At 68.7% G+C, this 13,197-nt stretch carries 14 protein-coding genes; 4 read left to right on the forward strand and 10 right to left on the reverse strand.

Going from position 1 to position 13,197, the window contains the following annotated elements:
• The first annotated feature begins 1 nt into the window (after nucleotide 1).
• The 4 genes from N802_RS01160 to N802_RS01175 all read left to right on the forward strand — a co-directional run bounded on the left by N802_RS01160 (nucleotide 2) and on the right by N802_RS01175 (nucleotide 2,914).
• Nucleotides 2-1,495: a pyridoxal phosphate-dependent decarboxylase family protein gene (locus N802_RS01160; protein WP_211254321.1), complete on the forward strand. Its 1,494-nt coding sequence runs from the start codon at nucleotides 2-4 to the stop codon at nucleotides 1,493-1,495.
• 31 nt (nucleotides 1,496-1,526) lie between these two features.
• Nucleotides 1,527-1,874: an ArsR/SmtB family transcription factor gene (locus N802_RS01165; protein WP_035910994.1), complete on the forward strand. Its 348-nt coding sequence runs from the start codon at nucleotides 1,527-1,529 to the stop codon at nucleotides 1,872-1,874.
• Nucleotides 1,871-2,344 carry an SRPBCC family protein gene (locus N802_RS01170; protein ID WP_052109273.1) on the forward strand — a complete coding sequence of 158 codons (474 nt, stop codon included), beginning with the start codon at nucleotides 1,871-1,873 and terminating at the stop codon, nucleotides 2,342-2,344. The genes N802_RS01165 and N802_RS01170 overlap by 4 nt, the downstream gene beginning before the upstream one ends.
• Before the next feature lie 174 nt (nucleotides 2,345-2,518).
• Nucleotides 2,519-2,914, forward strand: coding sequence for a VOC family protein (locus tag N802_RS01175; protein ID WP_035910996.1), 396 nt, complete (start codon nucleotides 2,519-2,521; stop codon nucleotides 2,912-2,914).
• An 87-nt stretch (nucleotides 2,915-3,001) separates the two neighbouring features.
• Here N802_RS01175 and lpdA read toward each other — a convergent pair whose 3' ends face one another.
• The 10 genes from lpdA to N802_RS01225 all read right to left on the reverse strand — a co-directional run bounded on the left by lpdA (nucleotide 3,002) and on the right by N802_RS01225 (nucleotide 13,164).
• Entirely contained in the window at nucleotides 3,002-4,399 is a 1,398-nt protein-coding gene (lpdA, locus tag N802_RS01180) for a dihydrolipoyl dehydrogenase (RefSeq protein WP_035910999.1), read from the reverse strand.
• Between the two features lie 117 nt (nucleotides 4,400-4,516).
• Nucleotides 4,517-6,535: a penicillin-binding protein 2 gene (mrdA, locus tag N802_RS01185; RefSeq protein WP_052109274.1), complete on the reverse strand. Its 2,019-nt coding sequence runs from the start codon at nucleotides 6,533-6,535 to the stop codon at nucleotides 4,517-4,519.
• The gene (locus N802_RS19215) at nucleotides 6,532-7,020 is read right to left on the reverse strand and encodes a hypothetical protein (RefSeq protein ID WP_052109275.1); all 489 of its coding nucleotides are present in this window, start codon (nucleotides 7,018-7,020) and stop codon (nucleotides 6,532-6,534) included. The genes mrdA and N802_RS19215 overlap by 4 nt, the downstream gene beginning before the upstream one ends.
• Nucleotides 7,017-7,856: a rod shape-determining protein MreC gene (mreC, locus tag N802_RS01195; protein WP_169743375.1), complete on the reverse strand. Its 840-nt coding sequence runs from the start codon at nucleotides 7,854-7,856 to the stop codon at nucleotides 7,017-7,019. Before mreC ends, N802_RS19215 begins: the two co-directional genes overlap by 4 nt.
• Nucleotides 7,857-7,886: 30 nt before the next feature.
• Nucleotides 7,887-8,918 carry a rod shape-determining protein gene (mreB, locus tag N802_RS01200; protein WP_035911005.1) on the reverse strand — a complete coding sequence of 344 codons (1,032 nt, stop codon included), beginning with the start codon at nucleotides 8,916-8,918 and terminating at the stop codon, nucleotides 7,887-7,889.
• A gap of 185 nt (nucleotides 8,919-9,103) precedes the next feature.
• Nucleotides 9,104-11,191, reverse strand: coding sequence for a M14 family zinc carboxypeptidase (locus tag N802_RS01205; protein ID WP_035911010.1), 2,088 nt, complete (start codon nucleotides 11,189-11,191; stop codon nucleotides 9,104-9,106).
• Between the two features lie 184 nt (nucleotides 11,192-11,375).
• Nucleotides 11,376-11,798 carry a nucleoside-diphosphate kinase gene (ndk, locus tag N802_RS01210; RefSeq protein WP_035911016.1) on the reverse strand — a complete coding sequence of 141 codons (423 nt, stop codon included), beginning with the start codon at nucleotides 11,796-11,798 and terminating at the stop codon, nucleotides 11,376-11,378.
• Nucleotides 11,799-11,808: 10 nt separating this feature from the next.
• The gene (locus N802_RS01215; protein WP_035911019.1) at nucleotides 11,809-12,210 is read right to left on the reverse strand and encodes a DUF4233 domain-containing protein; all 402 of its coding nucleotides are present in this window, start codon (nucleotides 12,208-12,210) and stop codon (nucleotides 11,809-11,811) included.
• Nucleotides 12,207-12,473 carry a hypothetical protein gene (locus N802_RS01220; RefSeq protein ID WP_035911021.1) on the reverse strand — a complete coding sequence of 89 codons (267 nt, stop codon included), beginning with the start codon at nucleotides 12,471-12,473 and terminating at the stop codon, nucleotides 12,207-12,209. Before N802_RS01220 ends, N802_RS01215 begins: the two co-directional genes overlap by 4 nt.
• 232 nt (nucleotides 12,474-12,705) lie before the next feature.
• A complete protein-coding gene (locus N802_RS01225) occupies nucleotides 12,706-13,164 on the reverse strand; it encodes a hypothetical protein (protein ID WP_156971227.1) in 459 nt (152 codons plus the stop codon).
• Nucleotides 13,165-13,197: the final 33 nt, after the last annotated feature.

A 13,197-nucleotide genomic window follows, 5' to 3' on the forward strand; every position in this document is an offset into this window, starting at 1 on the left:
CGTGATCCGACCGGACGATGGTGGCGAGGGCGGAGCGGGAGGCAGACTCATCGCCATGGCACGGTCCCGCCCAGAGGACTTCGCCCCGCTGTGGCGTCAGGCCGCGGAGGCGGCGATGGCGTTCCGGCGTGACATCCCGACACGCTCCGCTGCCCCGAAGGTGGACTACGCCGCGGCGCTCGCCGACTTCCGCGCGCCCGTCCCGGAGTCCGGCAGCGACGCCACCGAGGTCCTGGACGACCTCATCCGCCTCGCCGACCCGGGCCTGATGACGGCAACCGGGCCACGGTTCTTCGGCTGGGTCATCGGCGGCTCGCACCCGGCCGGGGTCGCGGCCGACTGGCTCACGAGCGCGTGGGGGCAGAACGCCGGGAACCACGAGGCCTCCCCCGCCGCGTCCGCCGCCGAGACCGTCTCGGCCGGCTGGCTGCTCGACCTCCTGGACCTGCCCCGAGCGTCGTCCGTCGGATTCGTCACCGGAGCGACCATGGCGAACTTCACGGCGCTCGCGGCGGCACGCAGCGAAGTCCTCGCACGTGTCGGCTGGGACGTGGAGCGAGCCGGGCTCTTCGGGGCGCCAGAGATCACGGTCGCCATCGGGGCCGAGGCCCATACGACGGTGTATGCCGCGTTGCAGCTCCTCGGGCTGGGCCGGGATCGGGTGATCCGCCTTCCTGTCGACGACCAGGGGCGCATCGCCACGGACGACGCTCTCGACATCATCGACGCGCTGAGCGGCCCGGCGATCGTCATCCTTCAGGCGGGGCAGATCAACACGGGCTCGTTCGACGACTTCGCCGAACTCGTCCCCGCAGCACGGTCACGGGGCGCGTGGGTGCACGTGGACGGGGCCTTCGGCCTGTGGGCCCGCGTGTCCGAGCGGACGACCGCGCTCACGCACGGGGTCGAGGGCGCCGACTCGTGGGCCGTCGACGGCCACAAGTGGCTGCAGACGCCTTATGACTGCGGATTCGCCATCGTCAGGGACCCCAAGGCGCACCAGCGATCGATGACGATCTCCGCGAGCTACCTGCCCACCTCCGCGGAGGGCGACCGCGACCCCACCCACTACGTTCCCGAGTTGTCACGCAGGGCGCGCGGTTTCGCGACGTGGGCGTTGATCCGGACACTGGGCAGGGATGGGATCCGCGAGACCGTCGAGTGCCACTGCGCATGCGCACAACTCATGGCGGCGCACCTCCAGCTCGAACCGGGTATCGAGGTGCTGAACGACGTCGTCCTCAATCAAGTGGTCGTGCGCTTCGGGTCCGACCTGTCTGACGCAGAAGGGGACGCCGTCACCCTCGCCACCATCGCGCAGATCCGTGCGGATGGGGTGTGCTTCACCGGAGGTGCCCAATGGCTCGGCAGAGAGGTCATGCGCCTGTCGATCACGGGCTTCGAGACCGACGAAGACGAAGCGGCGCGCAGCGCGGAGGCGATCGTCACGGCATACAGGGACGTCGTCCGGGACCACACGTCGGCCGCATCTTGATTATGTGACCATCTGGTCACATAATGTCTGGATGGATGCCGAGCAGCTCGTCTTCAGGGCGCTCGCCGACCCGACTCGGCGAGCGATCCTCGACGCGCTCTTCGTCCGCGACGGGCAGACCGTCGGGGAACTCGTCGCCCTCTTCCCCGAGGTCACTCGGTTCGCCGTGATGAAGCACCTCACGGTCCTCGAGGAGGCCGACCTCGTCGCGACCGAGAAGGTCGGTCGCGAGAAGCACCACCACCTCAATCCCGTCCCCATCGCGCAACTGGCGGACCGCTGGGTCAGCAAGTACGCACAACCCTTCACGCGCGCGATGCTCGACCTCCAGAGCGCCGCCGAACGTCGCCCCAAGACCTCGCACCAGGAGCAGCCATGACCGCAGAGCACGTCTATCAGATCTACATCCGGGCCGAGATCGAGGACGTCTGGCACGCCCTCACCGACCCCGACTCGACGCGGCAGTACTTCCACGCGACCCACTGGACGACTCCGCCCGTTGCGGGTGAGGCGTTCCAGACGCACCTTCCGGACGGCACCGTTGCCGTGGACGGGATGGTCGAGGAGGTCGACCCACCGCACCGGCTCGTCCACACCTGGCGCGCCGTCTATGACGAGGAGCTCGGGGCCGAGCCGGCGAGCCGCGTGTCGTGGATCCTCACCCGCGCCGGCGAGGGCCTGACTCACCTCCGCCTGGTCCACGACCGCCTCGAGAGCAGTCCGCTCACCGAGGAGAACGTGCGCGACGGCTGGGTCTGGATCCTCGACTCGCTCAAGTCCCTCCTCGAGACCGGTTCACCACTGCCGCGCGCCACCCTCATGTCCGAGGACGAGCCCGCGTCGACCTGACAAGGACCCGACGTCGAGCCGAGGCGCCCCGCGGTCATTTCCCTGCCGGTTCACGGGTTGGCCCACCTGAACCCCCCGGAGGGCCGGATCGACTCATTGCCCGTCGTGTGCGGCCTCCCTAGGCTCGAAGGGGCCGACCGAGCGACCGTCGTCCGGTCCGCCCGTGGAGCAGACATGATCGGCGAACGCACTCCCGTCACCTGTCTCGGCGTCTCGGACCTCCAACGAGCCCGAGACTTCTACGAAGGCACCCTGGGGTTCTCCCCCGGGACGGACATGCTCGACCAGGGCATCACCTATCAGTCAGGCTCAGGCACCTTCTTCGTCTACCAGTCGGAGTTCGCGGGGACCAACAAGGCGACGGCGATGATGTTCGAGGTTCCGGGCGATGCCTTCGACGCCGAGATCTCGGCTCTGCGCGACAAGGGCGTGGAGTTCCAAACCTGGGAAGCCGAGGGCACGGACTGGACTGATGGCGTCGCGAGCATGGCTGACGGCGCGTTCAAGTCCGTGTGGTTCGCCGACCCGGACGGCAACATCATCAACGTGGGCTCACAGCTGCCCTCCTGAGCAGCGCGGCCGAAAAGCCGGTAGCCGCCCGCTCGAGGTGAGCGGACGGCATACCGAATGCGTTGCGGCCGAAGGCCGTTCGTTGGATCAGAGGTTGATCATGTGGCCGACGATGCCGTGGACCGACTCCTTGACGGCCTCGGACAGCGTCGGGTGCGCGAAGACGTTGCGAGCCACCTCGTCGGCGGTGAGGTCCCACTTCTGCGCGAGGTTGAGCACCGGCAGCAGTTCGGTGACGTCGGGCCCGATCATGTGGGCGCCGAGGATCTCGTTGTGCTTCGCGTCCGCGACGACCTTGACGAAGCCGACCGCGTCACCGAGGCCCATGGCCTTGCCGTTCGCGCTGAACGGGAACGTCGCCGTCTTGACGTCGTAGCCCTTCTCCTTGGCCTGAGCCTCCGAGTAGCCGAACGAGCCGATCTGCGGGTGGCAGTAGGTCGCCCGCGGGATGAAGTCGTATTCGACCGGCATGGTCTCGGCTCCGGCCATGGTCTCCGCGGCGACGATGCCCTGTGCCTCGGCCACGTGGGCGAGCATGAGCTTGCCGGTGCAGTCGCCGATGGCGTAGACGTTCTCGACGTTGGTGCGGCAGTAGTCGTCGATCTCGATGGCTCCCTTGTCGGTGAGCTTCACGCCGGCCGCCTCAAGGCCGTAGCCCTCGGTGCGGGGGGCGAAGCCGATCGCCGAGAGGAACTTGTCTGCCTCGAGCACCTGGGCATCACCGCCAGCGGCCGGGGACACCGTCACCTTGACGCCCGAACCTGTGTCCTCGACGCCGTCGACCTTGGTCGACAGCATGACCTTGACCCCGAGCTTCTTGTAGTGCTTGAGGAGCTCCTTGGAGACGTCGGCGTCCTCGGTCGGGACCATGCGGTCGAGGAACTCGACGATCGTCACGTCGACGCCGAAGTTCTTCATGACGTAGGCGAACTCGACGCCGATCGCGCCCGAGCCGGCGATGACGACGGAGCCGGGGAGCTGGTCGGTGAGGATCTGCTCCTCGTAGGTGACGACGTTCTCCGACACCTGCATCCCGGGCAGCATCCGCGTCACAGCACCCGCCGCGATGATGAGCTTGTCGAAGCTGACCGTGCGCTTCTCACCGGAGTTGAGCGCGACGTCCATCGAGGTCGGGCCGGTGAGAGTGCCCCAGCCGTCGATCTCCTCGATCTTGTTCTTCTTCATGAGGAAGTGGACGCCCTTGACGATGCCGCTCGAGACCTGGCGCGACCGCGCGTGGGTCGGGCCGTAGGACATCGTCGCGTCACCCTCGATGCCGTACTTCTTCTTGTCGTGCTGGAGCACATGCGCGAGCTCGGCGTTCTTGATGAGCGCCTTGGAGGGGATGCATCCGACGTTGAGGCAGACACCGCCCCAGTACTTGGATTCCACGACGGCCACCTTGAGCCCGAGCTGCGAGGCGCGGATCGCCGCGACGTAGCCACCGGGTCCGGCACCGAGAACGACAAGATCGAAGTCAGCCATGCGGCAAAGCCTAGAGGTATGCCGTCCGCTCTCGTCGCGCTCCCCCGACGACGGGAACTTCACACACGCGGCAGAAGCTGCCCTGGGCTCCGTGAAGTTCCCGGGCTTGGCGGAGTGTCAGCGGGGCAGGAGACGGAGGGCTTCGTGAAGCGAGCGGGAGATCGGTGCCGCCGTCTCGCTGCCGTGGCCGCCCTGACTGACCGCGACGGACACGGCATACCGGGGCTTGTTCGTCGGCGCGTAGGACAGGAACCACGAGGTGTCGGACTTCCCGAAGACTTCGGAGGTGCCGGTCTTGCCGGACACCGGCCAATCAGCCGCCATTCCTCGGAACGTGGGTGCCGCCGTCCCGCTCACCACGACGGCCCGCAGCGCGGCGTGGAGGTAGGTCGCCACGGCCGGAGGCAGGTTCGTCCGGTGCTCGGGACCCGCCGGAATCGCCTGTGCCGCACCGGAGACCGGATCCACCGACCGCACGCCGACGCGTGGCGCCCGCACCACACCTCCGTTGGCGATCGCGGAATACGCCACCCCCATCTGGAGCGGGGTCGTCGCGACGTCTCCCTGCCCGATGGAGAAATTGACGGCGTCGCCGGCGCGAAAGTTCGCGCCATCGACACAGTTCTCCTTCGCGAGCGAGACGAGGTATGCCGCCCGCCCCGGATCCGTCTTGGCGACCTCGGGATACCCGGACTTCGCCCGCTCACAGGTCTCGTCCTTGGTCCGTTCCCAGGTGTCGCGCTTCCAGGCACGGTCAGGAATGCGCCCTGCGCTCTCACCGGGGAGGTCGATGCCGGTGCGAGCACCGAGCCCGAAGTCCCGCACCGTCGTCAGGAACGGATCCTTGGCATCGCTCCCACGAAGCCCACCCAGGGCCAGCCACGACCGGTAGGCCGCGTCGTAGAAGACGGTGTCGCAGGAGACCTCGAGGGCTTTGTGGAACGTGATCGGTCCGTAGGCTCGCGACTCGAAGTTGCGGAACGTCCGGTTGCCGATGCGATAGCTCCCAGCGCACTCGTAGGTCCGGTTGAGAGGATTCCCGGCCGCCACGGCCGCCGGAACGCTCAGCGCCTTGAGCGTGGAGGCCGGCGCCAGCGCCGTCCCGGTGGCCCGGGACACCAAGGGTGTGCCGGCGGTCGGTGAGGTCAGGGCGGCGTACTCCTTCGCCGAGATACCTCCCGTCCACACGTTGGGGTCGTACGTCGGCGCACTCGCGAGCGCCACCACCTCGCCGTTCGCGACGTCGAGGACGACTGCAGAGCCCGAGTCCGCCGGCAGACCCCGTGCGCGCGCCGACGCGATCTCCCGGGTCAGCGCCTTCTCTGCTGCCGCCTGGACACCAGCATCGATGCTCGTGACGAGGTCACGACCGGGGACGGGGTCCGTGCGAGAGACGACGCCGGTGACGAGGCCGCGAGGATCGACCGACACCACCGTGCGGCCCGGGGTTCCGCGCAGCACTGCGTCGTACTGCTGCTCGAGGCCCGCTCTGCCGACGAGGTCGTCGGCAGTGATCGTGCCGTTCGACGCCGCGACCTCCTTGTCCGACGCGCGCCCCAGATAGCCGAGAAGGTGGGCGCCATTGACGCCCAGCGGGGCGGGATAGCTGCGCATCGGAACGGACTCCACCGCGACCCCGGGAAACCGGTCCGGTTGCTCGACCAGACTGAGTGCACGCTCCGGATCCACGCCGCTCGCGACGGGGATCGGCACCTGGGGCGAGCCGGACCAGCATGCTGGAGCCGGCGGCGCATCCTCCTCACCGCAGAGGTGCGTGCGCGCCACCAGCTCGTCGACGGGCCGCTGGACCGTCGCCGCCACCCGAGCGAGCAACCCTTTCGCGCCGTCGTCGCTTTCGGCAACGATCCGACGCTCCAGCGTCACGACTGTGACAGAGGTGTTGTCCGCCAACGGTTTCCCGTTCCGATCGAGGATCCGACCGCGCACAGCAGGGACGACGATCTCGCGGGTGTTCAACGTCGCCGCGGCGGTGATGTAGTCCGCGTGGTTCGTGAGCTGGACCTGCCCCAGACGGGCGAACAGGGCGACGAAGAGCAGTCCCACGCAGGCCGCGACCGCGAGGAAGCGCCCCAGGTGTGCGGACCCGTCCCTCGGCCGCACCCCTGGGCCGATCATGCGAACCGCCGACGTTCTGACCACTGCTCGGCCCAGTCGACGAGGGGCACGATCACCAGCGCCGCCGTGGCCGTCGCAGCCACGCGCCCCAGTGACGACGCAGCGTCGACAGGCACCCCCTGTGCCAGAGCCAGAAGGGCCCGCCCTGCCTCGAGGCCACAGCAGGCCACGGCGATCACCGTGACGATCCACACCAACGGCGCCTTCCCGGGACGGGCGGCGAGGCCGACGAGAAGTCCGCACACGGCATACAGGACGGCTTGAGTCCCGAGCACGGCGGAACCCGGCGGGAGGAGGTCGAGCAACCAGCCGCCGAGCAGACCCGTGGTGAACCCGGCGCGGGGTCCGGACGCGAGCGCCGCCGACGCCACGATGACGAGGACCAGGTCGGGCAGTGGTGCGAGGTGACGTGCCGCCAGGGTGACACCCAGGACCCCACCGACGAGCAGCAGGACGCCGCGGAGGACCACACCTGCCGGCGTCACGACGCTCCTCCGGTGACCGAGGGACGCGGGGTCGACCGGGGTGCGGTGAGGAGGACCCCGACCACCGAGAGCGTCCCGACGTCGACGGCCGGTTTCACCGTGCCGGTCGGAGCGAGCCGACCGCGCTGGGGCTCCACGGCGCTGACCGTTCCCACGAGCACGCCCGCAACGAAGGGTCGGCCATCCACGCTGCCGAGCGTGCGAACCTCGTCACCGACGCGAAGAGTCCCGGACTGCACGAGTGTCAGGCCGAGTTCACCCGGCTGGCGCCCGGTAGCACTCGCTGCGCCACCGACCGTGGCCAAGGCCCCGGCCGACCCCACGCGGACCCCCACCGTCACCTCGGGCCCGCCCAGGACGAGGACGTCACTCGTCCACGGCCCCACGGAGGCCACTCGCCCCACGAGCCCCTCCCCCGACACAACGGTCCGATCCGCGCTCACGCCGTCGCGACTCCCGACGTCGATCGTCAGCCGCACGAGGCCCTGTGGGCCCGGCGCAGCCACCGCCACGACGCGGGCGGGGACGACGGTTGCGCCGACGGTCGAGGGCGAGCCGAGAAGTTCGGCCAGGGCTGCCGCGTCCTGGGTCGACAGCCGCGCCTCGCGCAGATCGCTGGCAAGACGATCCCGGTCCTGGCGGAGAGCGCCTTCTGCCTCGGGGCCGGACGGGGCGAGGGCACGTTCGAGCGGGCCCAGCACCGTCGCCCCGCCCCGACGGAGCAGCCCCGGACCAGGTCCGCCCACGATGTCGACGACGACGAGCAGCAGCGTGGCGAGCGCCGCAAGGACCACGAGACGACGCCGACGCCGGTCGGGTGCATCGCCCCTCGTCACCGTCTCACCCCGAAGTCTCACACCACTGCCTCACGGCCGGCGGTTGTCGACGAGGACGCGATGCAGCGTCTCGAACTCCTCGACGCACCTGCCCGCGCCGCGCGCGACGGCCCGCAGCGGATCGTCCGCGACGCTCACGGGAACGCCGAGTTCGTGGTGCATCCGCTCGGCCAGGCCGCGCAGCAAGGCGCCTCCCCCGGTGAGGGTGACGCCGCGGTCGAGAATGTCACCGGCGAGCTCAGGTGGACACACGTCGAGGACAGCGCGAGCCAGCTCCACCATCTGGAGGACCGGCGTCTCGATGGCACGGCGCACTTCGACCGACGAGACCGACACCGTCTTGGGGAGACCCGTCACCAGGTCGCGTCCCCGGACCCGCTCGCTCAGCTCCTCGCGCAAGGGGAAGGCCGAGCCCACCGCAACCTTGATCTGCTCTGCGCTGCGCTCCCCCAGCAGCAGGGAGTACTCGGACTTCACGTGCGCGATGATCGCCTCATCGATCTCGTCGCCACCGACGCGGATCGAGCGCGACGTCACGATCCCGCCGAGGCTGATCACGGCGACGTTGGTCGTGCCGCCTCCGAGGTCGACGACCATCGAGGCGTTGGTCTCCTCGATCGGCAGGCCCGCTCCGATCGCGGCGGCCATGGGCTCCTCGATGACGTGCACCCGTCGGGCTCCGGCGCGCAGAGTCGAGTCCTCCAGCGCACGGCGCTCGACGCTCGTGATGTCACTTGGCACGCACACGACCATGCGTGGCCGGAAGAGGCGCGACGGCGACACCTGGTCGACGAACCAGCGCAGCATCCGCTCGGTCACGTCGGCATCGGAGATGACCCCGTCCCGCAGAGGGCGGACCGCCGTGACCGAGTCCGGCGTGCGTCCGAGCATCTCCTTGGCGCGATGTCCGGCGGCGAGCAGCTGGGCCGTGCCAGCCCGAACGGCGACGACGGATGGCTCATCGAGCACCACGCCTCGGCCGCGCTCGTAGATCACCGTGTTGGCCGTCCCGAGGTCGATCGCGAGGTCCCGCGCTCGCACCCACCGGTCCAGTCCAGCCACGTTCGCGATGCTACGCGCGGACCCGTGCCGCGCCTGTGCCCAACACGCAGCTCGCGCCCCTTGCGTCCGGGATTCTGGTCGCCCTGACGACCACACGTGCGGACACAAGCACAGACATGGGTATGCCGTCCGCGCACGGCGCGCGGACGGCATACCGTCATGCTTTTCTCACCGAAGCGAGGGCGTCACTTCTCCTTGCGGTTGCAGGGGTTGCCGACGTCCACAGCCTGGCCGCGGTCGACGACGATGCTGCGGGAGCCGAGGACCTTGCCCTGCTTGTTGGTGCAGGTGAGGTTCCAGGTCTCCTTGACGCCGGTGACGATGGCCGGGGACGGCGCCTCGAACGACATGGTGCCCGTCCAGTCGGCCGCCGAGCCGCCGCCGTAGTTCACGGCCTCGACCCGGTAGCCACCGGGCACGGGGTCGAGAGCGGCCGCGATCTCCGGGTTGGCCAGGGTCGCCGCAGAGGCGACCTGGTTGCCCGCCGAGTCGTAGATGTAGAAGTCCCAGTCGACGTTCGGGTCCGGGTTGGGCCCCTCCCAGCCGAAGGTGAAGACGACCTTGCCGTTGTCGTACTTCGGCAGGCCCTCGATGGTGACGTCGGTGAACTCCGAGCCACCCCCGGATGCCGGGACTCCGGCCGGGTTCGCGATCGGCGAACTCGGCTGCTGCGGCGCGACGGCGTCGCGTCCGTAGCGTCCGGCCACGATCGGGCGGGTCGACGGGTTGACCGCCCACGAGAACTTGCCGCCCTTGCCCTCGAGCGAGGACGTGAGGACGTCCGTGTAGGTGAGGGGGTCACCCACGGTGCCGTTCGGCTGGATGACCGGCGAGGTGCGCCCCTCGTAGGTCTTGCGGATCGTGAGCTTGGTGTTGGCCGGTGCGGTGCCCTTGATGGTCGAGTGCATCGACGGGTCCATCGTGGCCGCGGCGATCCGGTAGTAGGCCTCGCGGTTGCCACCCTTGCCCGCACCTGCAGCCGGAGCCAGTCCGGCGTACTCGGCAACGACTCCGGTCTCGTACGGCGGGTGGAAGCCCTCAGTGCCGATCTCGAACGTGAAGCCGTAGCCACCGGTGTTCCAGTAGCTCCAGTCCTCGGTCCCACCGGAGGTGTCGTAGAGGCCGAACGACGGGATGTTGGCGTAGTCGTTGTGCGCGGCCATGTCGGCGCCGAGCTGGCGGTACTGGACCTCGTCCGGGGTGAAGCCCGTGGCCGCGATGGCCGGCGGACGGAGGACGAGGTTGCTGTAGGTGTGGTTGCTGATGAGCGTGGTGACCTGACGACCGCTCACGAGCTTGCGGATGTTGTCGATCTCGGGCTCGCTGCCGGGGCCGTCGCCGCGGTAGGTGTCGCTGCTCCAGTTCGTCGACGCGCCGGGACCACCCCAGAAGCCGGGGTAGTTGCGGTTCGGGTCGGTGCCGCGGAGGCGGCCCGCCAGGTTGTCGTCACACGTGCCGGTCGTGAACCGGGCCGGCGTGTTGGCGCTGATCGAGCAGTTCTTGCGCTTCATCTCGTAGTCGAAGGTGGAGAAGTCACCGATCGGCGAGGCACCACGCGAGATCTCGAACCCGTCGACATTGACCACCGGCACGACGATCGTGCGCATGTTCTTGAGCAGTCCGGCGTTGCGCGAGTCGCCACTCTCGAGGAGGTCGTAGGCGAACTCCATCGCGTGCTCCGAGGACGGCCACTCACGCGCGTGGTGGGCACCCATGAGGAGGAAGACCGGCTTGCCGTCGTCGACCTTGGCCGCGTCGTTCGTGATCTCGATGCCATGGACCGGCTTGCCCAGGACCGAGGGGTTCTCGAGGGTGAGCGGCTTGACCTGGTTCGGGTACTTGTCGGCGAGCTCGGCCATCTCGGCGTTGAACTCGGCGAGCGTCCGGTAGGACGTCCGACCACTGGGCAGCTCGGACTCGGCAACGCTTGCGGCGTAGGCCTTGTCCATGGCGTTGTTCGCGCGGTCAGCTGCCCGCAGGTCCGCGACCTTCACGGTCCACTTGTGCCCCGCGGCACGCAGTTTGTCCGCGTCCTGACGGCCGTGCAGAACGACGTCGACACCGGTCTCGTCGGCATGCTCGGTGGTGTCGAGACCCAACTCGTTGACGGCGGACCGTTCAGCCTGGGTCTTGGCGTGGACGGTGACGATCTGGACCTTGTCGTCCGTGGTGTTGGGCTGGGGTGCCGCGGTGGCGACTCCGACGCCCGCCAGTCCTGCGATGGCCAGCGAGGTCGCTGCCACCACCGCCGGTCCGACTCGAGTGATCCTCATGCTCGCTCCTTTGGTGACATGGGATGTGACCCGGTTGCGGGTCACGGTGCCCAAACCTAGGGCGCTACCGGTGGGTCGCAGCGGGGAACGATCGGGTCATTTGTGTTTCCGGCCACAGACGCAGGTATGCCGGCCGTTCTGGTGAGCGGCCGGCATACCGGAAGTCGTTGTTGTGCGGGGTGGGTCAGAGGTTCGGGAACCAGATGCCGATCTCGCGCGCGGACGACTCCGGGGAGTCGGAGCCGTGGACGATGTTCTTCTGGACCTTCTCGCCCCAGTCACGGCCGAGGTCGCCGCGGATGCTGCCGGGGGCGGCTTCCGTCGGGTTGGTTGCGCCGGCGAGGGCGCGGAAACCGGGGATGCAGCCCTGCCCCTCGATGACCGCGGCGGTCACCGGCCCCGAGGACATGAACTCGAGCAGGGGCTCATAGAAGGGCTTGCCCTCGTGCTCGGCGTAGTGCGCGGCGAGCATCTCGCGGGTCGGGGTGGTGACGGCGAGGGCGACCAGGGTGTAGCCCTTGGCCTCGACGCGGCGCAGCACCTCCCCCGAGAGACCGCGGGCATAGCCGTCCGGCTTGACGATGACGAGGGAGCGTTCGATGGTCACGGCCGACAGCCTAACGAGCGGTGTCGGCGTCAGACTCGCGGGCCGCCATCATGGCGTCGACCTGTTGGCCCTTGACGAGGAACAGCACCCAGAGACCGGTGAAGATGAGGCCGACCGCGAACATCGCGGGCACGATGACGGCACTGGCGAAGGTGAGCACCTGGACGAGCCACCCGAGCGGGAGTCCCAGGGGGCCTCGCAGGAGGCCAGCCGCGATGACGGCAAGGACGGCGAGGCCGCTGCCGAGCCAGAGCAGCGTCTGGGCGTTGTCCGCACCGTCGGCGAGAGCAGTGGCGCGGGCGACGAGCGCGCCGAAGAAGATCACCAGTGCCTGGCCGCCGAGAACCACGGCGAGCATCCGCCAGGTGAACTTGCCAAGTCGGCCCGTGACGGGGAGACGCGACGGACTCATCCGCGCTTCCACTCCCGCACGTCGATGGCCGCCTTCGCGGCTTCGAGGGGCGCCTTGGTCGCCTGGCGGTAGAGCTTGATGGCGGTGACCTTCTTGTCGTGGGCGAGCGCGTGGTCGATCGACTGCTGCACGTCGAGCGGCAGGTCCTCGACCGGTCGGAAGCTGACCTTGTCGCCGCGGGTGCTCTCGCGCAGCTTGGTGAGCAGCCAGAACACCGTCGCCGCGATGGCGATGATGAGGAGCAGCTTCGTGAACGGATGCATGGGTCGAGGGTATGCGCCATGCGCCTGTTGCATGGACGGGTGTCCCTGTCCGTGAACCCCCTGCGGCGCGTGCCCTTCACCGTCGCACGTCTGGTTGCGTCTGCGGATTCGGTGGTTCTAGCGACGACATTGGCAGACGCAACGGGTATGCCGCTCGCTTGCGTCTGCGGAATCGGTGGCTCTAGCGACCACATTGGCAGACGCAACGGGTGCCGCGGTCAGGCGTACGGGGTCAGGGCACATCAACGCGGGGACGATGACCCTCCGGCCAGAGCTGATCCGACACCGGAAAGCCGTTCCTCCACCCCACGTTGTGGGTCATCACCACTTGGGTGAAGTCGTTGCCCCGAATGACGTTGCGTCGCCCGCCGCGTTCAGGATTCCCGGAATGGCCGAACCAGACGCACCCGTTCATGCGACCCGAGAAGGTGCAGTTGATGAGGTCCGCCGCGTGAGCGAAGTGACCCTCCCACCGGCAGTTGACGAACGTACAGTCCTCGAAACGCGCGTTCATCATGGAGAAGCCGCCAAGGCCCTTGAACCTGACTCGTTCGAACGTGCATCCACGATAGATGGATGGCCCGTTGCCGAAGGAGCCTTGAGCCGCGAAACCGTGCTCGGTGAGGATCGGACGCACACGTTGCCGAAACCGACAATCGCTGAACTCGGACCAAGCTGAGGAGAGGCTCACGTCGTTGAGCCAGATCTCGGAGTTCCTCACGTC

Source organism: Knoellia sinensis KCTC 19936, assembly GCF_000768705.1.
Lineage (GTDB): Bacteria > Actinomycetota > Actinomycetes > Actinomycetales > Dermatophilaceae > Knoellia > Knoellia sinensis.